Origin of the sequence: Pseudomonas sp. BF-R-01, from assembly GCF_019946615.1 — a bacterium.
Taxonomy (GTDB): Bacteria; Pseudomonadota; Gammaproteobacteria; order Pseudomonadales; family Pseudomonadaceae; genus Aquipseudomonas; species Aquipseudomonas migulae.
The window spans coordinates 26,707-50,213 of record NZ_JAGYFX010000037.1 but is presented as its reverse complement, the minus strand read 5'-3'; the positions used below and the strand labels follow the sequence as shown (position 1 = coordinate 50,213).

21 protein-coding genes are annotated in these 23,507 nt (G+C 60.3%); 1 reads left to right on the top strand and 20 read right to left on the bottom strand.

Going from position 1 to position 23,507, the window contains the following annotated elements; genetic code table 11:
- Positions 1 to 95: 95 nt before the first annotated feature.
- The 3 genes from cysC to msbA all read right to left on the bottom strand — a co-directional run bounded on the left by cysC (position 96) and on the right by msbA (position 3,383).
- Positions 96 to 701: an adenylyl-sulfate kinase gene (gene cysC, locus KGB27_RS15745; RefSeq protein ID WP_192226909.1), complete on the bottom strand. Its 606-nt coding sequence runs from the start codon at positions 699 to 701 to the stop codon at positions 96 to 98.
- On the bottom strand, positions 694 to 1,398 hold the full coding sequence (locus tag KGB27_RS15740) for a sulfotransferase family 2 domain-containing protein (RefSeq protein ID WP_223555227.1): 705 nt from the start codon (positions 1,396 to 1,398) through the stop codon (positions 694 to 696). Before KGB27_RS15740 ends, cysC begins: the two co-directional genes overlap by 8 nt.
- A 185-nt stretch (positions 1,399 to 1,583) precedes the next feature.
- On the bottom strand, positions 1,584 to 3,383 hold the full coding sequence (gene msbA / locus KGB27_RS15735) for a lipid A export permease/ATP-binding protein MsbA (RefSeq protein WP_223555224.1): 1,800 nt from the start codon (positions 3,381 to 3,383) through the stop codon (positions 1,584 to 1,586).
- A gap of 115 nt (positions 3,384 to 3,498) precedes the next feature.
- On the opposite strand from msbA, the gene KGB27_RS15730 reads away from it, so the two are divergent.
- On the top strand, positions 3,499 to 4,140 hold the full coding sequence (locus KGB27_RS15730; protein WP_008040384.1) for a hypothetical protein: 642 nt from the start codon (positions 3,499 to 3,501) through the stop codon (positions 4,138 to 4,140).
- A 42-nt stretch (positions 4,141 to 4,182) separates the two neighbouring features.
- On the opposite strand, the gene KGB27_RS15725 is transcribed toward KGB27_RS15730, so the two are convergent.
- The 17 genes from KGB27_RS15725 to KGB27_RS15645 all read right to left on the bottom strand — a co-directional run bounded on the left by KGB27_RS15725 (position 4,183) and on the right by KGB27_RS15645 (position 23,338).
- Positions 4,183 to 5,334: an O-antigen ligase family protein gene (locus tag KGB27_RS15725; protein WP_008040383.1), complete on the bottom strand. Its 1,152-nt coding sequence runs from the start codon at positions 5,332 to 5,334 to the stop codon at positions 4,183 to 4,185.
- A 4-nt stretch (positions 5,335 to 5,338) separates the two neighbouring features.
- Positions 5,339 to 6,106 carry a hypothetical protein gene (locus KGB27_RS15720; protein ID WP_008040375.1) on the bottom strand — a complete coding sequence of 256 codons (768 nt, stop codon included), beginning with the start codon at positions 6,104 to 6,106 and terminating at the stop codon, positions 5,339 to 5,341.
- Between the two features lie 38 nt (positions 6,107 to 6,144).
- The gene (locus tag KGB27_RS15715) at positions 6,145 to 7,101 is read right to left on the bottom strand and encodes a glycosyltransferase (protein WP_223555222.1); all 957 of its coding nucleotides are present in this window, start codon (positions 7,099 to 7,101) and stop codon (positions 6,145 to 6,147) included.
- The gene (locus KGB27_RS15710) at positions 7,098 to 8,528 is read right to left on the bottom strand and encodes a PIG-L deacetylase family protein (protein WP_223555220.1); all 1,431 of its coding nucleotides are present in this window, start codon (positions 8,526 to 8,528) and stop codon (positions 7,098 to 7,100) included. Before KGB27_RS15710 ends, KGB27_RS15715 begins: the two co-directional genes overlap by 4 nt.
- An 8-nt stretch (positions 8,529 to 8,536) precedes the next feature.
- Positions 8,537 to 9,433 (bottom strand): antimicrobial resistance protein Mig-14, encoded by an 897-nt coding sequence (locus tag KGB27_RS15705; RefSeq protein WP_192226904.1) that lies wholly within the window; start codon positions 9,431 to 9,433, stop codon positions 8,537 to 8,539.
- Positions 9,433 to 10,563 (bottom strand): glycosyltransferase, encoded by a 1,131-nt coding sequence (locus KGB27_RS15700; protein WP_008040363.1) that lies wholly within the window; start codon positions 10,561 to 10,563, stop codon positions 9,433 to 9,435. Before KGB27_RS15700 ends, KGB27_RS15705 begins: the two co-directional genes overlap by 1 nt.
- Entirely contained in the window at positions 10,547 to 12,304 is a 1,758-nt protein-coding gene (locus KGB27_RS15695) for a carbamoyltransferase (protein WP_008040362.1), read from the bottom strand. The genes KGB27_RS15700 and KGB27_RS15695 overlap by 17 nt, the downstream gene beginning before the upstream one ends.
- A 174-nt stretch (positions 12,305 to 12,478) precedes the next feature.
- Positions 12,479 to 12,814, bottom strand: coding sequence for a YceK/YidQ family lipoprotein (locus KGB27_RS15690; protein WP_192226902.1), 336 nt, complete (start codon positions 12,812 to 12,814; stop codon positions 12,479 to 12,481).
- 237 nt (positions 12,815 to 13,051) lie between these two features.
- Positions 13,052 to 14,503 carry a lipopolysaccharide kinase InaA family protein gene (locus KGB27_RS15685; protein ID WP_223555218.1) on the bottom strand — a complete coding sequence of 484 codons (1,452 nt, stop codon included), beginning with the start codon at positions 14,501 to 14,503 and terminating at the stop codon, positions 13,052 to 13,054.
- Positions 14,503 to 15,255: a lipopolysaccharide kinase InaA family protein gene (locus KGB27_RS15680; RefSeq protein ID WP_192226900.1), complete on the bottom strand. Its 753-nt coding sequence runs from the start codon at positions 15,253 to 15,255 to the stop codon at positions 14,503 to 14,505. Before KGB27_RS15680 ends, KGB27_RS15685 begins: the two co-directional genes overlap by 1 nt.
- The gene (locus tag KGB27_RS15675; protein ID WP_008040356.1) at positions 15,252 to 15,986 is read right to left on the bottom strand and encodes a lipopolysaccharide kinase InaA family protein; all 735 of its coding nucleotides are present in this window, start codon (positions 15,984 to 15,986) and stop codon (positions 15,252 to 15,254) included. The genes KGB27_RS15680 and KGB27_RS15675 overlap by 4 nt, the downstream gene beginning before the upstream one ends.
- Positions 15,986 to 16,792 carry a lipopolysaccharide core heptose(I) kinase RfaP gene (gene rfaP, locus KGB27_RS15670; protein WP_008040354.1) on the bottom strand — a complete coding sequence of 269 codons (807 nt, stop codon included), beginning with the start codon at positions 16,790 to 16,792 and terminating at the stop codon, positions 15,986 to 15,988. The genes KGB27_RS15675 and rfaP overlap by 1 nt, the downstream gene beginning before the upstream one ends.
- Positions 16,789 to 17,913, bottom strand: a complete 1,125-nt coding sequence (locus KGB27_RS15665) for a glycosyltransferase family 4 protein (protein ID WP_008027854.1) — start codon at positions 17,911 to 17,913, stop codon at positions 16,789 to 16,791. The genes rfaP and KGB27_RS15665 overlap by 4 nt, the downstream gene beginning before the upstream one ends.
- The gene (gene waaC, locus KGB27_RS15660) at positions 17,913 to 18,974 is read right to left on the bottom strand and encodes a lipopolysaccharide heptosyltransferase I (protein ID WP_008027853.1); all 1,062 of its coding nucleotides are present in this window, start codon (positions 18,972 to 18,974) and stop codon (positions 17,913 to 17,915) included. Before waaC ends, KGB27_RS15665 begins: the two co-directional genes overlap by 1 nt.
- A gap of 1 nt (position 18,975) precedes the next feature.
- Positions 18,976 to 20,010 carry a lipopolysaccharide heptosyltransferase II gene (waaF, locus tag KGB27_RS15655; protein ID WP_192226899.1) on the bottom strand — a complete coding sequence of 345 codons (1,035 nt, stop codon included), beginning with the start codon at positions 20,008 to 20,010 and terminating at the stop codon, positions 18,976 to 18,978.
- A gap of 194 nt (positions 20,011 to 20,204) precedes the next feature.
- Entirely contained in the window at positions 20,205 to 23,144 is a 2,940-nt protein-coding gene (gene glnE, locus KGB27_RS15650; protein WP_223555216.1) for a bifunctional [glutamate--ammonia ligase]-adenylyl-L-tyrosine phosphorylase/[glutamate--ammonia-ligase] adenylyltransferase, read from the bottom strand.
- Positions 23,141 to 23,338, bottom strand: coding sequence for a hypothetical protein (locus KGB27_RS15645; protein ID WP_157214357.1), 198 nt, complete (start codon positions 23,336 to 23,338; stop codon positions 23,141 to 23,143). The genes glnE and KGB27_RS15645 overlap by 4 nt, the downstream gene beginning before the upstream one ends.
- Positions 23,339 to 23,507 lie beyond the last annotated feature (169 nt).

Genomic DNA, 23,507 nt, shown 5'->3' with positions numbered 1-23,507 from the left:
CCCACATACAGAATGAACAGGGGCGGGATATTAACACAGGGTTGGCGTGGGCTTGTGTGGCGGCTGCAACGGGATGATTTTGCAGGGTTTATTGCTCATTTATTGAGCAATAAACCCGATAACCGCCGGCAAGCGTCTGCCATCTCCAGCGTTTGCGTGTCGATTTCACACTCGGCGCACAACGGTGCCTCGTAGGGACTGTCGATCCCCGTGAAATCCTTGATCCGTCCTTGCCGGGCCGCCCGGTACAAACCTTTTGGGTCGCGCTGTGCGCACACCGCGAACGAGGTGCTCACATACACCTCGATAAAATCGCCCTCGGCGAACAGGCGCCGCGCCGCTTCACGCTCGGCCCGAAACGGCGAAATCGCCGCAACAATCACGATCAGGCCGGCATCGACCATCAGCCGCGCCACTTCGGCCATGCGCCGGATATTTTCCCGACGACACTCAGCCCCCATCCCCAGGTCACGACACAGACCGGCGCGCAGATTGTCACCATCGAGCACAAAGGTATGCCGACCGAGCTCGTTGAGTTGCAGCTCCAGGGCATTGGCCAGCGTTGACTTGCCCGCGCCGGACAACCCCGTCAGCCAGAGGCAACGCGGCCGCTGCGATTTGATCGCGGCACGGTCGTTGATCGACAGCGACAACGCATAAGGCCTGATCCCGGGGACTGACATCGACAGCGCCTCATTCATAACCGAGCATCTCGTAATCGCGCTGGTACACCCGCCGTACCAACCGGCGGGTGCGTACCGAGCAGAAGTCACGGGCAGGCGTCGCGCGCCGCTGCTGCGAGCTGTTGATGTGCGGCAGCGGCACCGCGTCGCCCACCTGCTCGCACACGCGCTGAAAGTCACGCTCCAGATGCTCCTGATAGCCAATGAAATCCAGCGCCAGGTGCCCGAAGGAATCGGTGAGAAAATCCGTTTGCGCAGCAAAATGCAGCTGCCGCTGGATCGTTTCCGGGTGCAGCCAGCGAGCGACAAAATCGTCGAAATCGCGGTAATGGCTGACCAGTTTTTGCGCGGGTCGGTCGCGCAGGCTCAGCTCGTTGCCCCGCAGAAAAGCGTAGGCCGAGTACGCCCTTTCCAGCGGATCGCGAACAAAAGCAAACTTGAAACTGTCGGCAAACTGCTCGGGAAATTGCTGTTCGTACCAGTACAAGGGCAAGTGCCCCGGGCTCCAGCCATCGAACAGCGCCGCACAGACGCTGCTCCCGGCGCATTTGGGGACGTGAATGAACAGACAGGAACGCTGTGTGAAAGGCTGGGGAAAGCACAAGTTGGCCGACATCGACCGATTGACCACCTGACGGTCCACGACCGACAGACGCCCCAGCAAGAATTGCCGTTGCGTCTTGGGCAACAGCTTCCAGAGATAACGTTGCAACATTGCAGCACCCGCGCGAAGGGGATGGCCCCCTCGATTGAAGTCAAAGTTCGTTCAGGAACCTTAACAAGCGCGTTGCCGAGATTTATTCAGGTTTGGTCAAGAAAGGTAAAGGTCTGGATACAATTCACCGGACGCATTGCACGTCGGTGAGCGCGAGGGTGAGCCAGGCTCACCCTCGCGTCGGGTCAGGCGATGTTTTCTGCCGGTGCATCGAGCCCCATCGCATGCAGGCGCGAGTAGTAGCCGTTTTGCGCCAAGAGCTGGGCGTGGGTGCCGCGCTCGACAATTTCCCCATGGTCCATGACCAGGATCAGGTCGGCCTTCTCGATGGTCGACAAGCGGTGAGCGATCACCAGCGTAGTGCGACCTTTCATGACTTGATCCAGCGCCGCCTGAATGTGCCGCTCGGATTCGGTATCGAGCGCCGAGGTCGCCTCGTCGAGAATCAGCAACGGTGCGTTCTTCAACAAGGCCCGGGCAATCGCCAGACGCTGACGCTGACCACCGGACAGCAACACGCCGTTTTCGCCGACCTGAGTGTCCAGGCCTTGCGGCATTTGCGAGATGAAGTCCATCGCATAAGCGTCCGCGGCGGCCTTTTCGATGTCGGCACGCGGTGCGCCGGCGAGGTCGCCATAGGCAATGTTGTTGGCGATGGAGTCGTTGAACAGGGTCACATGCTGAGTCACTTGCGCCACATGCCGACGCAGATTACGCAGACGGTAATCTTCGATTTCTACGTCATCGAGCAGGATTTCGCCGGTTTCATGGTGATAGAAACGCGGAATCAGACTGGCCAGGGTCGACTTGCCGCTACCGGAACGTCCCACCAGCGCGATCATTTGCCCCGGCGCTGCGGTGAAGCTGATGTTCTTCAGCACTTCACGGTCGGTACCCGGGTAAGTGAAGCTCAGGTTACGCACTTCAAGGTGACCGCTGACGCGATCACGCTCGACGGTGCCGGTGTCGATCTCAGGCTCGACGTCCAGTTGCTCGAAAATGCTTTCGGCACCGGCGACGCCTTTCTGGATGGTCGAACTGACTTCCGACAACTGGCGAATCGGTTTCGGCAACAGGCCGGCGGCGGTGATGTAGGCCACCAGGTCACCTGCGGTGGCATCACCGCGCAGGAACAACACGAGGAACATCAGCACCGCCATGGCGGTGTAGATCACCAACTGCAGCATCGGCGTGTAGACCGCGCCGGTCTTGGTCATGCGCAATTGCTTGTCGGTGTTGCCCTGACTGGCTTCGGCAAAGCGCCGCTCTTCATAGCTTTCACCGCCGAAGCTGCGCACCACGCGATAGCCCTGAATGGTTTCGGACGCCACGTGTGTCACGTCGCCCATCGCCACCTGGATCTTCTTGCTTTGCTTGCGGAATTTCTTGCTGGCGCTGCTGACCATGATCGCGATGATCGGCAGGATCGCCAGCATCACCAGGGTCAGTTGCCAGTTCATCCACAACAGGTAGGCAAACAGGAACACCACGGTCAGGCCTTCGCGAATGACCACTTTGATGGCATCCGTGGCAGCACCGGTGACCATGGTCACGTTAAAGGTGATACGCGAAATCAGGTGCCCGGAGTTATGGGTGTCGAAATAGCGGTTGGGCAAAACCAGCAATTTGTTGAACAGCTCGACGCGCAGGTCATGGACCAGACCGAGGGAGACCTTGGCCAGGTAATAGTTGCCCAGGAACGACCCCAGGCCTTGCCATGCCGCGATCAGGATGATCAGCAGCGGCACGGCCATCAGCAACTGCAAGTCTTTTAGGTAGGGAACATTCGGGAACAGCACCGCTTCCGGGTTGCTCAAGCCGTCGACGAAGTATTTGAGAATCCCGGCCAGCATCGGCTGTGTCGAGGCAAAAATCACGAAGCCAATGATACTGATGGCAAACAGGCCCCAGTACGGGCGCACATACGACAGCAGGCGCAGGTAAATCTTCAAGCTCGACGGCGCAGGCGAATCAGGGCTAGTCATGAGAACCCGTTGTATGAGAAAAGAGCCCGCGAGTGTAACACAGGCCATTTTAGTCGCTGAGCTGCGGTAATATGGCCGGCTATCCATGCCTCACGGCGTCGACCCCGGAGTATTGATGCAAGCGCTTGACCACACCCGATACCTCGCCCTGCGCGAGGGTGCACAAGTCCTTGAAGCGGATGGTTCGGGAGACAAGGTGCTGCGGTTGACGGACGGCTCGATCCTCAAGCTGTTCCGCCGCAAGCGTCTGTTGACGTCGGCCGCCTGGTATCCGTACGCCAAACGTTTTGCCGACAATTGTGATGCATTGCGTGAACGGCACATTCCCTGCCCGTCGATTCGTCAGGTCTACCGCATCGCGAGTATCGAGCGCGATGCCGTGCACTACGATCCGTTACCGGGTCAGACCCTGCGCCAGTTGCTGGACGACGAAGGCGACGCTGATCCGCTGCGCGGCCAGTTGGGGGCGTTCATGGCGACCCTGCATGAGCGAGGGATCTATTTCCGCTCGGCGCACCTGGGCAACATCGTGCTGACGCCCGAGCATCAATTGGGTTTGATCGACATTGCCGATATGCGGGTCTATCGCCGTCCGCTGCGCAAGACCCTGCGGCTGCGCAACTTCAAGCATATGGTGCGTTACCCGCAGGATCGCCAGTGGTTGCTCGACGATCGCGGTGAGGTGTTCATGCAGAATTATGGCCAGACCCAGAGCGTTTGCTCTGCGGAAGAATTGAGCATCGCCCTGCAAAAATGATCTGGACACCTTCGCCTCCGGGGAGGAGGCGAAGGTCAGGCATTACGCCAGTGCCTGGCGTCGCGCTTTCAATACACGCGAGAGAATCATCGCCGAAGGCAGCAACACCAGTGGCCACAACTCGTCCGGGTTGCCGATCAGCAAACTTCCATCGAAGTTCAGCATCACCAACGCACACGCCAGGTAAACACCCCACGCATCGCGCAGACGCCAGGCTTGCCACAGCGAAGCCACCATCAACCCGACAAACAGCAGCAACGCCACCGCACCGCCGTAAAGCCCCATGGCCACGAAGATATTGTGCGGATGCTGGATCGGCATCGTGCCATCGAGCAACTGTTCAGTATGGAAACCGATGCCGCAGCCCAGCGCCCAACCGCAGTTGCGCCACTCGCCGATCATGATGTGGAAGATTTCGATGCGGTACGAATCACCCCGGTTCCACAGGGACAGGAACCAAAGCTCGTTGTGCACCATCCAGAACAACAGACCGAGAATCACCAGGCCAACCGCCATCGCACTGCCCACCAGGCGCGGCTTCTTGTAAAGCGCGTAAAGCAGCCAGGCGCCCAGCAGGAAGGCTCCGCCCACCAACGCGGTGCGTGTCTGCATGACAAAGACCACGGCGAACACCGCCAGGAAGACAGCCAGGCCACCTTCGATCAGCCTCCGCTCCTTGACCCACATCGGCAGCGCCAGCCCCAATGCGCAGAACAGCCAGATACTGGCATAGATGACATTTTCCAGACGCCCTGGAAGCAGTCCGACACGGATGCCGACGGCATACTCACCGGTCACCCAGGCGTAGATCGCCGAACTGAACACGTACAACGTCAGGACCCAGAACTGCGCACGAACGAAGGCCGAGCTGCGGAAAAACTGTGGATTGGTGAGGGCGCCCACGACCATCACGAACATCAGCACATAGAAAATGTGCTTGAAGAACTGCGCATGTCCGGCAATCGTCGCCGGAACCAGAAACCACAACAGGAAAGCCAGCCACCCCAGCGCCAACGGGAGCTTGAACAGGCCTGCCCCGCGCTCCTTGACCAGAAAGACCAGCCCAGGCAAAACCATCAGGCCGTAATACAGGTTGTTGGTCCACTTCGAAGACCAGCCCACCACAAAACTCAACAGGAACAAGCAAAGTGCTGCCCCGAAGTACGACGTGATGGTGATTTTTCCTGGCTTCATGCCGCTAAATTCCATTGACTACCCAACCTATTGCCACACCAAGAATCAGGGCCACGACCAGCTTGATTCGATCGAGACGTTTACGCCTTAACTTGTTTTGCCGCTCCTGTGGAACCACCACGTGCTCACCGAAACCGGTGTGCAGTACCGCGTCGTTCTCCAGAATCAGCGCATAGCGGTTTTCGCCGGCATACAGGCGCGACAGGTCTTTCTCTCCGGAAAAAGCGGAGTACGGTGCATGAATCAGGTAATCGGCACGGCGTCGCAAGCCCGGGTTCAGGGAGAAGCCCTGCCAGTCGGCCTTGTGCGAGCCCAGCACATAGAAAGGAATGCCGTGGCTGACTTTGCGCTCGTTCAAAAACACATAAGGACTGTGAACCTTGAGGTCATGATTGAAGCTGCGCAGCCACACCTGCAAGGCTTGCGGATCTTCTTCCAGCAAGCATTGGGACTCTTCGATAAAGCCTTCGCGGTAGAAGTCCCAGTCATCTTCGCAGTGGAAAATCCACGAGGTCTGCACCTCGGCATAGGCCGCATCGATGGATCGTAGCTGCCCCAGTCGCGGATTGTTGATGAAGAACCGGGTATGCGCCCGCCAGTGCTCCGGAATGCAGGCCTCGACGGCGCTGTCGCCGGAGTCCTCGGTAATGAATACCTTGCGGATGGGAGCCGTATTGAACCGGTCAAACGTCTCCAGGGTTCGCTTCAACAGATCGAAGCGACCGCAACTGGTGATGACGACCGAAATGTCGCTAGTCTCGCTGAACAGCATTTATTTACACCGCTCCATTAGTGGTTTGACCGCCGGCTTCACAGCCCGAGCGTTAAGCGTATTTTTTCTTTCCAGCCCAGCGGAACGTGCTCGCGTAGCGGCGCGCGCAGGGCGTCGACAATCGCATGCCCAACGGCGCGGAAGGTGTAACGCTGCTCTACCAGAGCCTGCCCGGCCAATGAAATGGACTCGGTCAGTTGCGGGGACTCACGCAACACCGCGAGTTTTTCCCTCAATTCATCGCGCGTTCGATAAAGCACAATGTTGTGCATATCGACAAAGCCCAGTGCGCGATTCTCTTCTTCGCCCTGATCGTAAGCAAACAACACACAACCACAGGCCATAGCCTCGAAATTCTTGATCATGTATTCGCCCATGCCGACATCGGCACTCACGAAATAACGGATCCGGCTCAACGTCTCGCAGTATTCCTCACCCGACTTGGTGCGCGTGATCAGCAGGTTTTCGACTTCGGCCACGGACTCGAGCATCGCCCTGCGTCCGGCATAGGCAACACTGTTCAGGCTGCCGACGAAACCCAGCTCGATGTCACGTTCACGCTGACGGTTCTGCAACAGCGCCTGATCGTAGCCCTTGGGCACGAAATGCGCGTCAAAGCCTTCATTGCACAGGCGCTGGCTGACCATGTAACCCGAGCTGATCACCCGCGCCCAGGGCAACTTGCGGTAATGGGCGCTGAACTTTCCGGTGTACTTGCACGGAATGTAATTCTGGTACGCATCGTGTTCCAGAATAACCAGATTGGGCAGGGTCTGTATGAACCTCACCTGTCTGATTTCTTTTTTGAAGCGCAGGAAGAACACGATCCGGTCATAGCGAGAGACATCTACGTGCTTGCGAAAGTAGCCACGCAAGTCGTCCTGTTCCTCACTGGTCAATTCGCGCTTGTCACACTCGCACTGCTCAGCGATACCGTCATACAGCCGGTCGAGGATCGCTCGCTGCTCTTTCTGCACCAGAAACAGAACTTTCAATTGGTCTCTCTCTTTCCCGACAGCTCATGGACCCAGAATAATTCATGGCGTCGCACCGCTTTACGGAAGAACTCGTTTTCGCCGAAAGCCGGCCATTGCCTGGCAGCCAGGCAACGTTGTATCGCCCGGCGGAGTAAACGCTTGAGGGGAAGTCGCGGCTGAAGGTCGTGCATCATGCCCAACGACATGGCCTTGTGCCACTGTTTTTCGGTCGACAGACAAAGCGACCAGGGGCGCAATGGCTCTTCGGCACTGATCTGCGGAGGCATCGCCACACCCGCACCGGCATCGCCCATTGGCCAGCGATCGTTATCGTGCAGGTGATTGGCGTAATGCAACAAAGTCTCGGGCTGCCAGGCTGTAGCGCCCAGCGCCTGCATCACTGCTTGTTGCGAACACAGGTGGTCCGGGTGCGGGTCAAAGCGCGGATGCGGCAAGACAATGACCTGGGGCTGAATGCGCTCGATCAGCTCTTTCAGGTCGGCCAGCAGGTTGTTCCAGGACGGCACGCCATCCACATCACTGCCCAGGGCGAACGGATTGAATCGGCGAAAATAACGGGTATCGCCCAGTTGCGCCTCGCGGGACAACACGGCCTCGGCTGGCGCGTTTTGCATGGCAGGCAACTGTAGACAGAAGTAGCCCAGCTGGACACAGCGTTCCTGAGGTACGCCGCCCCACAATGGCACGCTGATACTGTCCCAGGCGCGAAGCGAACCTTTCAAGCGGGATGCTTCGACGCCTTTGAGCCCCATCTGCTGATAGTGTTCGGCCTCGATTTCACCGGCGGTCAAGGTCACGATCCAGCTTTCGCTGGCACTGCTGTACAAGCCGAACGCGGCCAATTCGGCATCGTCGGCATGGGGCGCGATCACCATCACCCGCCGATTGCTGTAATCCGGATGTTCGAACGCCCAAAGTACCGGTTCGCCGAGCAATCGGCAGAAACGCCCGCGCAAACGCAACTCGCCTTTGGACAGAACCTGCGCCTGGCCGCTGAGGTTGAGGTAACGCAGACCGCTCACACCGCGCTCAAAGACTTGCCGGTCCGGACTGTCGCCACCCGACAGCTCCACTATTGGATCGAGAAAGCGCCCCAGCCAGGTGCTTTTGATCCGTAACGCCAGCACCAGGGTCGCGTCGTCCACCAGCATGACGCCGTCATCCAGCCGCAAATGCTCACCGTCCAGGTGAACCTTGGGTTGTTGGGTATAGGGCGGGAAGCTGTACTCGTAATCGTCTTTGGGCGAATAAAACAAATGGTCGGCAAACCATGCTTCGTGAGCGATCCAGCCCAGGACCGCCAGAATCAGCGGCAACCACCAGGCCACCAGCACGCCGATGGCAATCAACAGCACCAGCGCGACCAGCAGGCCGATGCGTTTCTGGCGCCGATGGCGCTTGAGCAATTGCTGTTTACGGCTCATGGATTGGCTCATACGGTGAAGACTGGCACAGGATTGCACCAGCGATCCTTGTATTCACGATCGGCGCGACCGAAGGAGAAGCGCAGGGGCTTGTCCAGCGCTCGCGCATGCTCCCAGGCACTTTGCGTATTGAGAAAGCTCAGCACGCTGCCAGGGCTGAATTCACGGGTTTGCGGGTCCACGCCACCATTGATGTACTCGACACTGATCCATTGCGGCGCTTCGACGCGGTAAACCAGTTGAATCGCGATTGGCGCGTCGTTGAGGAAAATCACCGAGCCGATCAACAAATCACGCAACAACTCGATCACTTCGCCCATGCGCTCGGCGCCGGTGGCCGCAAAGCCCCAGCGACGCTGAAACAGGTCGCAATAAATCGCGGCCAGTTCTCGGCTGGAAAACTCGCTGACCGGCCGCACCACGCCGCCCGCCTCCTCCAGCAAGCGCAATTCGCGGCGCTGGTTGTAGCGAAACTTCTTCGACAGCTCTTCCGGAGTGCGAGCCATGGCCAATTGTTCAGCCTGCAACCTGATGCCGGCGAAGCGGCCTTCATTCAGTGCTGACAGATAACGAGCGCGATGGCGCAGGGGCGCTTGCGTATCAGCAGCGGCCGGCAGGATGAGCTCGGCATTGCCGAGGTCGAACAGGCCTTTTTTACCGTTGCGCTTGAGCACGTCCTTGGACAAGGCAAGGTCGCGCCCCCAGGTCGGGATGGCTGCCTGGACGTCACCGTTTTGCGCCCAGGCCAGATAGCGCACGGGAATGCCGGCCAAATGAGCCAGTCGTTCGACGACCATCGGATGCGTCGCGACGCTGCCGCCGTAACGGTGCCAGGCCTCGGCGTATGTCGAGGCATCGACCACCGCCCAGCCACGCTCGCGCCAGCCTTGTAGTCGGTTGAGCATCAGCCCCTCGGCGCCAGTTCGGTAACGTGTGGCAAACGCCAGAAAGCATCGCGTACGGCACGGTCGGAGAAGCGCTCACGCAGGCGGTCGAGCATCAGCTCGGCGCACTGGCGACGTTGTTGTTCATCCATTGCGGCCAGATGGTGCAGCCCTTGAGCCAGGTGCCCGGCATCGCCCAACGGGAACAGAATGCCAACGCCTTCCACCACTTCCTTCGCGCCGCCACACGCCGTGGCGAGCAACGGCACGCCGGCAGCCATGGCCTCCAGCAACACCATGCCGAACGGCTCGTGATCGGAACTCAGGGCAAACACATCGAAGGCACGGAAATAACGCCGAGCCTCGGGCACCTGCCCAAGGAACAGTACGCGATCGCCAATGCCCAACTCGCGGGCCTGGGCCTTGAGGTCCTGCTCCAGCCGACCGGTACCCAAAATGACCAGTTGGCTGTTAGCCGGCAAACCCGGCAGAGCCGTCGCAAAACCTTCCAGCAACGTGGCCTGATCCTTGTCCGGATGCAGCCGCCCGACGTTGCCGACAACCCAGGCATCCATCGACAACCCCAGGGTTTCCCGGGCTTCACGAACGGACACCTGGCTGTCTTGCAAGGTTTGCACATCGATGCGGTTATAGAGCGTCTGAATCCGCCCGGCCGGCCATTTCGGCAAGCAACCGCGCATGTCATCGCGCACCGCGTCGGAAACCCCGAGCAGGCTCAGGCGCTTGCGGAAAATATGGGCGAAGAGCTTGCGAGTGCCGCGCTTGTAGTCATCAAACGCATGATGCACACCGATGACCGGCAACGAAGTGCCCAACAAGGCGATGTAGATCGGCTTGAAACGATGAGCGATGCAGAAGCTGAAGTTGCGCGAAGCGGCGATCTTGCGCAGATCGCCGATGGCACCCAGCTTCAGGCCACGAATGGCCTTGGAGCTGTATTCCATGAACAACACTTCATCGGAAGCACAGCCCGCGGCAACCTCGCTGTCTGCAACCCCGGTCAGAAACACCGTGGTCACTCGATATCCGGTCCCCGCGAACAGGCTGGCGTACTGCCGGGCGCAGTCCAGAAACGGCCCGTCATAGCCGTGACAGAACTGCAGCACATGGCGTTCAGCCGAGCGTGTCATATGCGTCCGCGCCCTCTTTGACCACCAGGATGTCTTCCATGATCAGATACTGCAGGTCGGAGCCGAAGAACATGTTCAGGGCATCCGTTGGCGAGCAGATCATCGGCTCGCCACGACGGTTGAGCGACGTGTTCAGCGACACGCCGTTGCCGGTCAGTACTTCCAGCGCCTTCATCATGTCGTAGTAGCGCGGGTTGTATTCGCGCTTGAGCACCTGGGCCCGGGACGTGCCGTCTTCGTGGACGACTTCCGGCACGCGGGTTTTCCACTCTTCAGCCACTTCGAAGGTGAAGGTCATGAACGGCGCCGGGTGATCGATCTTGATCATCTGCGGTGCGACGGTGTCGAGCATCGACGGGCAGAAAGGCCTCCAGCGCTCGCGGAACTTGATCTGGTGGTTGATGCGGTCAGCCACGCCGGTCGCGCTCGGGCAACCGATGATCGAACGACCGCCCAAGGCACGCGGACCGAACTCCATGCGACCCTGGAACCACGCAACCGGGTTGCCATCGACCATGATTTTAGCAATGTTTTCCGGCATGTTATCGAGCTTGCGCCATACCGGCTTGCTCGGGTGACGGGCGCATGCTGCCAGCACGTCTTCGTTGCTGTACGACGGGCCGAGGTAGACGTGTTCCATCTTCTCGACCGGCACACCACGGGCGTGAGACACGTAAGCCGCCGCGCCGACCGCAGTGCCGGCATCGCCGGACGCAGGCTGGACGAACAGCTCTTTGACGTCGTCACGGGCGATGATTTTCTGGTTGAGCTTGACGTTCAACGCACAGCCGCCGGCGAAGGCCAGCTTGCCGGTTTCCTTGAGTACGTCGCCCAGGTAATGGTCGATCATCTGCAACGCCAGTTTCTCGAACAGCGCTTGCATGCTCGCGGCGTAGTGGATGTACGGCTCGTCGGCGATGTCGCCTTCGCGCTTGGGACCCAGCCACTCGATCAGCTTCGGCGAGAAGTAGAAACCCTTGCCCTTCTCTTTATAACGGCGCAGGCCGATGACGTTGGCGTAGTCGGTGTTGATCACCAGCTCGCCGTTCTCGAACGAGGCCAGGCGCGAGAAGTCGTACTTGCTGGCGTCGCCGTACGGCGCCATGCCCATGACTTTGAACTCGCCGTCGAGCATCTCGAAACCGAGGAACTCGGTGATCGCACCGTACAGGCCGCCGAGGGAATCCGGATCGAAGAATTCCTTGATCTTGTGGATCTTGCCGTTTTCGCCGTAACCGAAGAAGGTCGTGGCGTACTCACCCTTGCCGTCGATGCCGAGGATCGCGGTTTTCTCTTTGAAACCGGAGCAGTGGTAAGCGCTGGAAGCGTGAGCCAGGTGATGCTCGACGGGCTCGATCTTGATTTTCTTTGGGTCGAAGCCCAGCTGCTCCAGGCACCAGACGATCTTGTTGCGATAGCGCTTGTAGCGACGGTTGCCCATCAGGATCGCGTCGAGGGCGCGGTCCGGGGCGTACCAGTAACGCTTGGCGTAATGCCAGCGTGCCTTGCCGAACAGGCTGATCGGTGCGAACGGAATCGCAACCACGTCAACGTCGGACGGCTTGATGCCCGCCTGCTCGAGGCAGAACTTCGCCGATTCGTATGGCATGCGGTTCTTTGCATGTTTATCGCGCACAAAGCGCTCTTCTTCAGCCGCCGCGACCAGCTTGCCGTCGATGTACAAGGCTGCGGAAGGATCATGGCTAAGGGCGCCGGACAGGCCAAGAATCGTCAATGCCACAGGGGTCTAGCCTCTTTAGTCTGCATGCAGGCGCAACGCGCCTCAAAAATTAATGTGCCCTCGCAAGGGGCGAGAGACAGCTAAAGGGCGGGATTATAGCGTAAACATGCCGGGAATGACCCTACGGTTATCAGCGGCGTAAACATGACCCAAGGCCAGGACGCATGGCCAGGATCATCCGCGACCCGGCCGCCAGTAAATCCTGAGATTGCCATCGGCCCCCTGCCGGTAAATCGTGTACGGCAAGGCAACGGTGTCCAGTGCACCGGACAACGCCAGGTCCAGCAAAACCAGTGGTACAAGAAAACCCGTGGGGTCCGGCGGTGCATTCAGCACACAAAAATCGTAGGCCATCCCGCTGTAGATTCGCGGGATGGACTGGCAGTAGGTTTTTTGTTTGCGCAGGTCACGCGCCGCGTCTTCGTCATTTTGCAGGACGGTGACGGCGGTGCCGCAGCCAGATAGCGCCAGTGAGAATGTGCCGAGCAGAACAGCCGTTTTGATCGTCAAGATTTGCCCTCCATGAACGTCAGGCAAACTAGCATTGCGGCTATTCAGGGCACAGTTCATGGGGTCTGGGGATCATGTAGGACATTTCATAAGAACTTGTCCGCCTGATCTCCGGTGGCTGTGCCGGCCCCATCGCGAGCAGGCTCGCTCCCACAATTGATTTACTGTGAACACAAATCCAATGTGGGAGCGAGCCGGCTCCGGGCGGCGTTCCGACGATAGGACCGAAGGTCCGATTCAGGCAGCGCTGGCGATTTCTTTGGGCAGCCGCTGATCGATAACCTGATACAGCGCGCTGCTCTCAGGCCAATTGCGCATGAACCGCGCCCGGTCCCGCGCATACGCCGGGGCGAAGCTGGCGAGCGAGCCGTGCTGACGCATCGCGTCCAGATCGATCAGTGCCCAGCGATCTTCCTGCCAGAACAGGTTGTGGCCCTTGAAGTCGCCATGACTGATCCGCTCGCGAATCAGCTCTGCAAACAACTGATCCAGCGCCACCAGCTCTGCCTCGGGCGCTTCACCGCTTTCAACGTACGGCGCAAACCGCTCGATGATGTCCGGCCCCGCCAAATGCTCGGTCACCAGATACGCCCGGCTGCGCAACCAGAGAAAACGTTTTTCCAACACGGCCAGCGGTTTCGGCGTGGCAATACCAAGGAATGCCAGCCGATTGCCTTCGCGCCATGAGTGCCAGGCACGGCTCGGGCGCCAGAAGCGCTTGAGCCAGTGGGCAAAGCCTTTGATGTTGTAGCGTTTGATTACCAGCGTCCGACCGTCCACCGCGACTTTTCCGACACTCGCCGCGCCGCCGGTCTTGTACAGATGGCTCTGATCGAGCAATGCATCGGCCCGTTCCAGCACCGGCAACATCGCCGCTTCTTCCTCGCGACGAATCGCCCGCAACCCGAAGGCCCCGCGCTGCACGCTGAACAGCGTGCATTCGCGTCCGACCTTGATCAGGAAGTCCTTGAGGCGCCAGCTGCGGACCTTATCGATCTGTTTCTGCAACGCTTCCATGGGCAAGGCATGCTCGCCATTGCTCAGCAGGTAATACACCAGCAATTCTTCGGTGAAAGGCTCCAGCGCCTTGGGCAACTGGGCGAAAAACACCCCGAGGTTTTCCAGGACTTTCTGCCGCGACAATGGCTGGCCGGGGGTTTCGCTGCAGATCCCCGCGCCGTCGATCAGATACAGTCGACCGCCCTGGCGCAGCAGGTTGTCCAGATGCAGGTCTTCCTGCCACAGCCCTTTGCGGTGCATCTGGCCGATCGCGCCCAACGCCTCGGCCAACACGGCCCCTTGCCCATCCGCGAGCACCGGCAGGTGCTCGACCTGTTTCCAGGTATCCCCCAGGCTCTCGGCACCTTCAAGGAAATCGAACAGCAGCCAGCCGCCCTCGCCGTCCTTCAAGCCGTCGGCCAGCAGCTGCGGCGTGGTCAGACCTTGAGCGGCGAGCAAGCGCACACCGTCCAGCTCACGCTGGAAATGCCGGGCCGCCTTGGTGCCGACCAACAACTTGGCCAGCACCGGACGGCCACGCCAGACACCGGCGCCGACATAACGCTGGCCCGGCAACACCCGCAACAGGCTCAACAATTGCAACTCGGCAGGGCCGGCGGCATCGGCCAGTGAAACGCTCAGCGGCAGAGCCGGGCTACGGCCGGTGTTTTTCAGTTCGGACAAACGCATCAGCGCGCCTCCTTGTGGCTGCGCCGCGCGGTCAGTCGCGCCAGCCAGCTGTCGATCAGCGAACTGTCCTGCGATTGATCCAGGTAAGCGGCCAGTAATTCACGCACCTGCGCATCGCTCCACTCGGGCGCCCGCCGCGTCAACGGCTCCAGATCCTTGACCCGGTCACGTCGGCCCCACAGCAGCGGCCGGGTTTTCTCCAGGTCGATCAATTGAGCCTGGTAACCGTCGCCCGTGGCCCGCAGAAAAATGTGTTTGGGATAGAAGCAGCCATGAACCTGACGCGCCGCGTGCAGGCGCCGAGCCAGCTCGCCACACGCCTGCAAAATCGCCGAGTGCTGCGCACCACTTAACTCCGACCAGCGCTGCAACAGCGAATCCAGGTCATCCCAACCGTCCAGCGCACGGGTCAGCAGAATCGCCCGGACTTCGCCATCGACTTTGCGCTCACCGAAGAACGCCGCCTTCAGCGCCGGAATGCCAAGCTTTTCATAACGACTGATGTTGCGAAATTCCCGGGCAAAACTGGGTTCGCCAAACGGCGCATGCAACGTGCGCATCTGGTAGTTGCTTTGCCGCTTGAGGTAGAAGCCGTGACCTTCAAGATCCAGCCGAAACACGCTGCTCCAGCCACCGCGCACGGTGTTGGGCTCATCCACAGCATCAAGCTGCCTGGCCCAAAGCGCATCGAAGTTGCCGAGGCCGTGGCGCTCCAGTAGCGCACGGTCTTCAGCAGCCAGAAAATCAGTCATTCGCGTCCCTCGAAAAATCTAACCACGTGCCGGATCCGTTTTTTGTCGGCGGCATTGAGTCGTGTCCGTTGGCTGTATTGCAGGTAAAAGCGCAGGCGTTGAGTCGCCGACAGCTGATACTTGGCGACCTTGTCCAGGCACGCCAGATCCTTGGTGATACGGTACTTGAGCCAGAAGCCGCGCCAGAAATTACCGTTGGGGCAATCGATCAGGAACAGCCGGGCCTGGTCGTCGATCAACAGGTTGCGCCACTTCAGATCGTTATGGGTGAAGCGGTGGTCGTGCATGGTCCGGGTGTAACCGGCCAATTGCCGACTGACATGATCGACCCAGGCGCGATCCGCCAGTTTTGGATCATGCCGTTCAGCCAGGATGGACAGGTCCACGGTTTGCGGCAGTTCAAGGGTAATCATCGCCCCGCGAGCGTACGCCGCACCGCGCCGCTCCAGGCCCCAGGCCACCACTTCAGCAGTGGGAATGCCCCATTTGGCGAAGCGCTTGAGGTTCTGCCACTCCATTTTCACCCGCGGCTTGCCCAGATAACGGCGCAAGCCCTTGCCCGCGCCGACGTAACGCTTGACGTAATAGTTGACGCCATTGCGATTGACGCGGATGACTTCGGACAACGGGTCGTGAGTCAGTCGCTCGCCCTTAAGCGCAAACACCGCTTCAAGGCTGCCGAAATCTTCTGCCAGCTCGCTATAAGCAGGTTCCAGTTTCCAGCCCGACATCAGAGCGCATCCCCGTATCGCTGTTTACGGTCGTAGAGTTTGTTGGCCTTGCCTTCCAGCCAGGCGAGCAGCCCCGCTTCTTCCGACAGAACCTGGCGCAGCGGTTGCTGGAAGTAGCCCTTGAGGAAACGCAATTTGTCGCGCTGGGTCAAGCCGATGTCCAGGGCCGAGAAGTACAGCGCCGCCAGATCCTTGTTACGCCAGCGCTGGGTAATCGTCGGGCGGGTCTGGGCGCGGTGCAGGTCGATCACCGAAAGTTTGAAATCGTCGGCGGTCACCGGTTTATCGGTGTGCAACAGGAAGTGGCAGATGTAGCAGTCGCGATGGTTGACCCCGGCGCGGTGCATCATGCCGGTCATGCGCGCGACTTCGGCGATCAGCGCGCGCTTGAGTTTGGGCTCCGGCGGTTGCTTGACCCAGTCGATACTGAAATCTTCGAGGCTGACGGTCGGCGCCAGCTCTTCGGTAACGATGAACGAATGCTGATCCGCCGGGTTGCTGCCCTTTTCACCGTAGGCGACAGCGGTCATGGTCGGCACACCGACTTCCTGCAGGCGCTGGATGGCTTTCCACTCCTGGCCCGCACCGAGCACCGGCAGTTTGGCGGTCAGCAGGTTCTTGAAGATCTCACCCCAGCCAATGCCACGGTGGATCTTCACGAAAAAACCATGGCCGTTCACTTCAGTGCGCAAGGTCCGGCGCGCTTCCAGCTCGCGATAAACCTCGCCCTGCAAGCCTTCGACTTCGGCGAACGGGTCGCGCCCGGCCCAAAGGCTCTTGAACGGTTCAGCCAGCATCAACTTCATTTAGCGTGCTCCGCCAGAATCACATCGGCCGCGTGTTGCGGCATGCTGTAGAGGTCGGCCGTCTCGGCGAAAGCCAGACCGTTGCGGCTCCAGGCCGCCCGTGCTTGAGCGTCGTTCAACATGCTGGTCAGGTATTGCGTTAGTTGCGCCTGATCGAAGGGTTCATCCAGCACCAGGCCGGCGTCGGCCTCGGCGATGTAATGAGCGTAACCGCACACGGCGCTGACCAGTACCGGCAACCCGGCCACCAGGGCCTCGAGCAACACGGTCCCGGTGTTTTCGTTGTACGCCGGGTGGATCAACAGGTCAGCACCCAGCAGAAAACGCGGGATATCGCTGCGGCCCTTGAGGAACGTCACGTTATCACCGAGCCCCAAGGTGGCGCTCTGCACCTGGAATAACTTGGGGTCATCCTGGCCAATTACAAACAGCCGGGTGCGTTTCTTCAGGTCAGCGGGCAATGCGGCCAGTGCCTTGAGGCTGCGATCCACGCCCTTGGTCTTGAACCCGGAGCCGATCTGCACCAGCAACAACTCGTCGTCCTGCAAGTTGAATTCACGACGGAACCCGGCACGAATCTCAGCCGCATTCGGTGGCGCACGACGGTCCTGAGAAATGCCCGGCGGCAACAAATGGAAGCGTTCCAGCGGCGTGTCGTAATGCTTGATGAACAGCGGCTGCTGGACTTCGGAGATCATCAGCACTTCAGTCTTGGCGTCCTTGGCGAACACCGCACGCTCGTACTCGGCGAAGTGCCGGTAGCGGCCCCAACGACGGTACAGCGAGTTGCGCAGGTTCTGCGCCTTGTCTTCGAAGCAGCCGTCGGCGGCGTAGTAGACGTCCAGTCCTGGCATTTTGTTGAAACCGATCAGGCGGTCCACCGGACGCTTGGCCAGATCGGCCTCCATCCACTCGCTGAGTTTCTCGTTGCGGCGATGATTGAAGAACGCCTTGACCGGCGCCACCAGCACTTCGAAACCCGGCGGGATGTCGCCTTCCCAGATCAGCGTGTAGACACGAATCTGATGACCGCGCTGCTGGCATTCCAGGGCAATGCGCATGAAATCGCGCTGCAAGCCCCCGAACGGAAAATACTTGTACAAGACGAATGCCAATTGCATCAGCGCAGCTCCTCAGCCAGTAACAACGTGCTCAGTCGGGTCGCGACACGCTCGGGATTCAAACGCGTGAAGCACAGCGGCGACTCGCGTTTCAGGTCAAACCGGCGGGCATCTTCGGCCGTCGGTTGATAGGTGCATTTCTTTTGCAGGCAGGGTGCGCAGGGGAAATCGCTGGCCATGTGAATCTGTGCCTTGCCATACGCGCCGGTCAGGCCGGGGTTGGTCGGACCGAACAGCGACAGCGTTGGCACATCGAGTGCGGCCGCAAGGTGACCAAGGCCGGTGTCCACCGCCACGCACGCTTGCGCGCCGGCCAGCACTTTGCCGATGCCCGCCAGGTTCAACTTGGGCAGCACTTCAACATGGCGCATGTCTTTGGCGATGCGTTCAGCCCGGGCCTTCTCGGCCGGATTGCCCCACGCCAGCTTCACGCCGACGCCCAGATAGCCAACGCGCTCGGCCAGTTCGCGCCAATAGGCTTCAGGCCAGTGTTTGGTGTCCCAGGTGGTGCCGTGCAGGAACAGCACATACGGATTCTTGCGCGGCAATTCCACCAGGCGCTCGACGTTCAGGCCGTAATCGCCCAGACCTTTCGGCAAGTCGTACCCCAGGGCGATGGCGAACAGCTGACGCACTCGCTCCACCGCGTGTTGGCCACGGGCAACCGCCAGCCGCCGATCATAGAAGCGCGCAGCAATCGGCTCCCGCGCCGAACCTTTATCCAGGCCCGCCACCGGCGCCTTGACGTAGCGGGTCAGCAACGCGCTTTTCAACAGGCCTTGCGCGTCAATCACCAGATCATATTTGGTGGCGCGAACGCTTTGCTTGAAGCGCTTCCACTCGCCACTCTTGATGGTTTGCCAGATGTTCTTGCGCCAGCGACGGATCGCCACCGGAATCACCTTGCCCACGGCCGGGTGCCAGGTCGGGATCTCGGCGAAACCTTCTTCCACCACCCAGTCGAACGTGATGCCGGGAATCGCCCGGGATGCGTCGGTCAACGCCGGCAACGCATGAATCACGTCGCCCAGCGAAGAAGTCTTGATCAGCAGAACCCGCAAACTATTTGACCTCGACCACAGTGCCCTGCAACCGCTGCAAGGCTTCGTTCACCGCTTGCGGCATCAGCTGGCGCAGGCAGTTGTAATGACCAAAGCGGCACGTGCGATCAAAGCACGGGCTGCATTCGATACCCAGGCGCACGATCTCGACATGTTCGGCCAGCGGTGGCGTGAAGCCCGGCGACGTCGAGCCGTACACCGCCACCAACGGGCGGTTCAGTGCCGCCGCGACGTGCATCAGGCCGGAATCGTTGGACACCACCGAATCGGCGCAGGACATCAGGTCGATGGCCTCGGCCAGGGACGTGCCGCCGCTGAGGTTCACCGACTCTTCACGCAGGCCGGGAATCAGCCGCGCGCGAATGTCTTCGCCCACGGCGTGATCATTTTTCGAACCGAACAGCCAGACTTGCCAGCCTTCGCGAATCTTCGCTTCGGCGACCTGGGCGTAATGCTCGGACGGCCAGCGCTTGGACTCGCCAAACTCGGCGCCGGGGCACAGCGCCAACACCGGACGGTCGAGGCTCAGGCCGAATTTGGCCAGCGCCGCTTCACGGGTGACCGGATCGATCTGCAAGCTCGGGCGCGGATACGGTTTCGGCAGTTCAAGGCCGGGCTCGTACGCCAGCGCCATGAAGCGCTCGATCATCAGCGGGTAACGTTCTTTGTCCAGCGTGCGCACGTCATTGAGCAGGCCGTAGCGGAACTCGCCACGCCAGCCGGTGCGTTTCGGGATGCCGGCGAAGAACGGCACCAGCGCCGACTTCAGGGAATTGGGCAGCAGGATCGCCTGGTCGTACTGACCGGCCAGGGATTTGCCGATGCGCCGACGCGTCGCCAGTTCCAGCGCGCCGTGGCCGAGCGGAAAGCTCAAGGCCTGGCGAACTTCGGGCATGCGCTCAAGAATCGGCCGGCTCCACTCGGGGGCCAGCACGTCGATTTCGCATTGCGGGTGGCGTTGCTTGAGACACTGAAACAGTGTCTGCGCCATCACCATGTCACCGACCCAACTGGGCCCAACGATCAGAATTTTCATGTGGTTTCCAAAAACGAACCGGGGAGGCATACGCCTCCCCGCCTCGAGAATTCTACAAAACACTGCAGATCTACTGTGGGAGTGAGCCTGCTCGCGATGGCGGCGTGACAGTCAACATAAATGCTACATGTTACGGCCTCATCGCGAGCAGGCTCGCTCCCACATTTGAATTTCGTCGCTCCAACTGGCGAGATTCAGCTCAATCCCAGCTCGCGCCAGATCCGCAATACCTGCCGCCGCTCGTCCGCGAACTGGTCGCCCGGTATCACCCCGGCGTCCTTCTGCAAGGCCTGCCGGTGCGCGGCGGAGCGGTAGGCTTTATAGGCCTCGCGCAACAGGCTGGCGTCTTCGGCGGGCATCAGCCCTTCGTGTTCCAGCTCTTCCAGAATGCGGATATTGTCGGTCCAGCGCAGCAATGGCGGGTGTGTTTCGGACCACGCCAGAGCCGCGTATTGCACCATAAATTCAATATCGACGATACCTCCCGCGTCCTGCTTGAGATCGAACGGCGCCGTGGCTTCGAAGGCATTCGCCCCGGTGCCGGCCGCGGTGCTCTTGCTGCCAAGGTTATCGCGCATCTTCGCGCGCATCTCACTGACCTCCTGACGCAAGGTCGGCAAATCCCGAACTTTGCCCAATATCGCCGCGCGAACCTTCTCGAACGCCTGGCCGACATCCTGACTGCCCACCAGCACCCGCGCCCGTACCAGCGCCTGATGCTCCCAGGTCCAGGCTTCGTTTTCCTGATAACGGGCAAACGCCCCGAGCGAACTCACCAGCAGGCCCGAAGCACCGGATGGTCGCAGGCGCATGTCCACCTCATACAGCTGACCGGAGTTGGTCTGGGCGGTGAGCAAGTGAATGATCCGCTGCCCCAGCCGGGTGAAAAATTGCGCGCCGTCGATCGGTTTCGGCCCGTCGGTTTCTGCCTGCGGATCGCCATCATGAATGAACACCAGGTCCAGGTCCGAACCATGCCCGAGTTCCAGACCGCCGACTTTCCCGTAACCGACAATGATGAAGCCGGGATCGCACAAGGTGCCATCGGTGCGCTGCGGCGTGCCGTACTTGGCCACGGTCTGGCGCCAGGCCAGGGCAAGCACTTGTTCGAGGATCGCTTCAGCGAGCCAGGTCAGGTAATCACTGACTTTCATCAGCGGCAGGCTGCCGGCGATTTCCGACGCGGCGACGCGCAAACGGTGCGCCAGTTTGAAATGACGCAGGGCTTCCATTTGTTGTTCGAGGTCATCCTCGGGGATTCGCGTCAGGCGCTCGCGCAACTCGGCGGCCAGTTCCGGCGCCAAGGGCGGCTTGAACAACCGGCCTTCGTTGAGCAATTCGTCGAGCAGCAGCGGGAAGCGCGTGATCTGTTCAGCGATCCACGGGCTCGCGGCGCACAAGGTCAGCAAACGTCGCAGCGCGCCGGGGTTTTCAGTCAGCAGCACCAGGTACGCGGAGCGTCGGGCCACCGCTTCGACCAGTGGCAGCACGCGCTCCAGCACCAGGTCCGGGTTGGCGTGCTCGACCGCCTGGGCCAGCAACCGTGGAATGAACGCATCAAGGCGTTCGCGCCCCAGACGCTGCATCGCGCGCAATTGCGGGCTGCTGCGCAGGCTGGCCAAGGCCTTCAGCGCTTTGGTGGCATCGGCGAAACCGCCCTCCTCCAATTGGCGACAAGCGGCCTCTTCGTCCTGCGCCTCCTCCCACAATGGCAGCCATTCACCGCCGACCACCACTTCGCTTTCGGTGCCTTCCTCTTCATCAGGGTCGGCGATCACCTGGCCAAAGTGCCAGGCCACGCGACCGCGCCAATACATCAGCTGCTCATGAAAGGCGTCCCAATCGGCGAAGCCCAACATAAAGGCAATGCGCGCCTGATCCTGCGCCCCGTCCGGCAACATCTGCGTCTGGCGGTCGGCAATCGCCTGGATCGCGTGCTCGGTGTAACGCAGGAATTCGTAGCCTTCGCGCAGCTCGCTGACCACCGTCGGCGGCAGGTAACCCTGACCTTCCAGCGTGCTCAGTACTTTTAATAGAGGACGTTGTTGCAGGCTCAGATCGCGGCCACCGTGGATCAGCTGGAACGCCTGGGCGATAAACTCGACTTCGCGGATGCCGCCGGAGCCGAGCTTGATGTTGTCGGCCATGCCTTTGCGCCGAACTTCCTGCTGAATCAGCTGCTTCATCGTGCGCAGCGCTTCGATGGCGGAGAAGTCCAGGTAACGCCGGTAAACGAACGGGCGCAGCATGTCTTGCAGCTGTGCGCCGGCCACCTGGTCGCCGGCCACCACCCGCGACTTGATCATCGCGTAGCGTTCCCAGTCACGGCCCTGATCCTGGTAATACTGCTCCAGCGCGTTGAAGCTCAACACCAGCGCACCCGACGAACCGTAAGGGCGCAGGCGCATGTCGACGCGGAACACGAAGCCGTCAACGGTCATCGGGTCCAGCGCCTTGATCACGCGCTGACCGAGGCGGATGAAGAACTCCTGATTATCCAGCGAGCGTTTCACGCCGACGGTTTCGCCGCCCTCGGGGTAGGCGAAGATCAGGTCGATGTCCGACGACAGGTTCAACTCGACCGCGCCGAGTTTGCCCATGCCGAGAATGACCATTTGCTGCGGCTCGCCGCTGCGCCGGCCGGTGGGCACGCCAAACTGCTGGCAATGCCGCGAGTACAACCACTGATAGGCCTGATCGATGCTCGCATCGGCCATGTCCGAGAGGTCGCGGCAGGTCTGGACCAGATCGGCCTGACGGGTCAGGTCGCGCCAGATGATCCGCACTTGATGGCGGGTGCGCTGGCGACGCAGGGCGCGACCGAGCTCGTCTTCGGTTTCAGCCGCGTTCACCGCTGCCGCAATCTGCGCGCACAGTTCGCCGGGAGCATAGCCACGGTCCAGCTCACCGGACTGCACCAGCGCCAGCAACATCAAAGGGTCACGTGCGCTCTGTTCAATCACGAAGTCGCTGGCGGCGGTGACGCGGGCGAATTGCGCCCAGCGCTCAGGCGTCCAGGCGGACAGGCCATGATCATCATCAAGAGCATCGACGGCCGCACGGAACGACTGCTCGGCGCGGGTGACAAACGGCAGGAGAATGCCGGGCAGTTCAGCAAGCGTAGGGAGGCTCATGGTCTATCCTTGATCGGCGTGTAGGAGGCTGCATGTAGTGAATTTTCAAATTGCACTACCTGATCGACTGTCGAACAAAGGTTAGAAATAGCTGAAATTTCTTTATTTTTGGCAGGCAGCATCAAGCTTTCACCTTTTTCGGTTGGCAAAAGACCAACCTTAACGATTATTCTCACAACGTAGCCGGAGGCCACAAGCCGCTCATCTGTAGTTTTACTACTCGTATATACATTCGAATAGCTGAAATGCCCGATGATTTGTAGTAAAACTACACGCCGCCGAATCCTACCTCTCGGCAATCCAAGAATTTATATCGTCTGCCCACAAGGCCAGTCGCAAACTCAGGCAACCGATTCTGGAAGC

Excerpts from the sequence above, each read along its gene's own strand:
- msbA (WP_223555224.1), bottom strand. The coding sequence starts at position 3,383 with ATGACTAGCCCTGATTCGCCTGCGCCGTCGAGCTTGAAGATTTACCTG.
- KGB27_RS15680 (WP_192226900.1), bottom strand. The coding sequence starts at position 15,255 with ATGACTGATTTTCTGGCTGCTGAAGACCGTGCGCTACTGGAGCGCCAC.
- KGB27_RS15710 (WP_223555220.1), bottom strand. The coding sequence starts at position 8,528 with ATGAGCCGTAAACAGCAATTGCTCAAGCGCCATCGGCGCCAGAAACGC.
- rfaP (WP_008040354.1), bottom strand. The coding sequence starts at position 16,792 with ATGAAGTTGATGCTGGCTGAACCGTTCAAGAGCCTTTGGGCCGGGCGC.
- KGB27_RS15665 (WP_008027854.1), bottom strand. The coding sequence starts at position 17,913 with ATGCAATTGGCATTCGTCTTGTACAAGTATTTTCCGTTCGGGGGCTTG.
- waaF (WP_192226899.1), bottom strand. The coding sequence starts at position 20,010 with ATGAAAATTCTGATCGTTGGGCCCAGTTGGGTCGGTGACATGGTGATG.
- KGB27_RS15685 (WP_223555218.1), bottom strand. The coding sequence starts at position 14,503 with ATGCGTTTGTCCGAACTGAAAAACACCGGCCGTAGCCCGGCTCTGCCG.
- KGB27_RS15705 (WP_192226904.1), bottom strand. The coding sequence starts at position 9,433 with ATGCTCAACCGACTACAAGGCTGGCGCGAGCGTGGCTGGGCGGTGGTC.
- KGB27_RS15675 (WP_008040356.1), bottom strand. The coding sequence starts at position 15,986 with ATGTCGGGCTGGAAACTGGAACCTGCTTATAGCGAGCTGGCAGAAGAT.
- KGB27_RS15730 (WP_008040384.1), top strand. The coding sequence starts at position 3,499 with ATGCAAGCGCTTGACCACACCCGATACCTCGCCCTGCGCGAGGGTGCA.
- KGB27_RS15740 (WP_223555227.1), bottom strand. The coding sequence starts at position 1,398 with ATGTTGCAACGTTATCTCTGGAAGCTGTTGCCCAAGACGCAACGGCAA.
- cysC (WP_192226909.1), bottom strand. The coding sequence starts at position 701 with ATGAATGAGGCGCTGTCGATGTCAGTCCCCGGGATCAGGCCTTATGCG.
- KGB27_RS15700 (WP_008040363.1), bottom strand. The coding sequence starts at position 10,563 with ATGACACGCTCGGCTGAACGCCATGTGCTGCAGTTCTGTCACGGCTAT.
- KGB27_RS15725 (WP_008040383.1), bottom strand. The coding sequence starts at position 5,334 with ATGAAGCCAGGAAAAATCACCATCACGTCGTACTTCGGGGCAGCACTT.
- KGB27_RS15720 (WP_008040375.1), bottom strand. The coding sequence starts at position 6,106 with ATGCTGTTCAGCGAGACTAGCGACATTTCGGTCGTCATCACCAGTTGC.
- glnE (WP_223555216.1), bottom strand. The coding sequence starts at position 23,144 with ATGAGCCTCCCTACGCTTGCTGAACTGCCCGGCATTCTCCTGCCGTTT.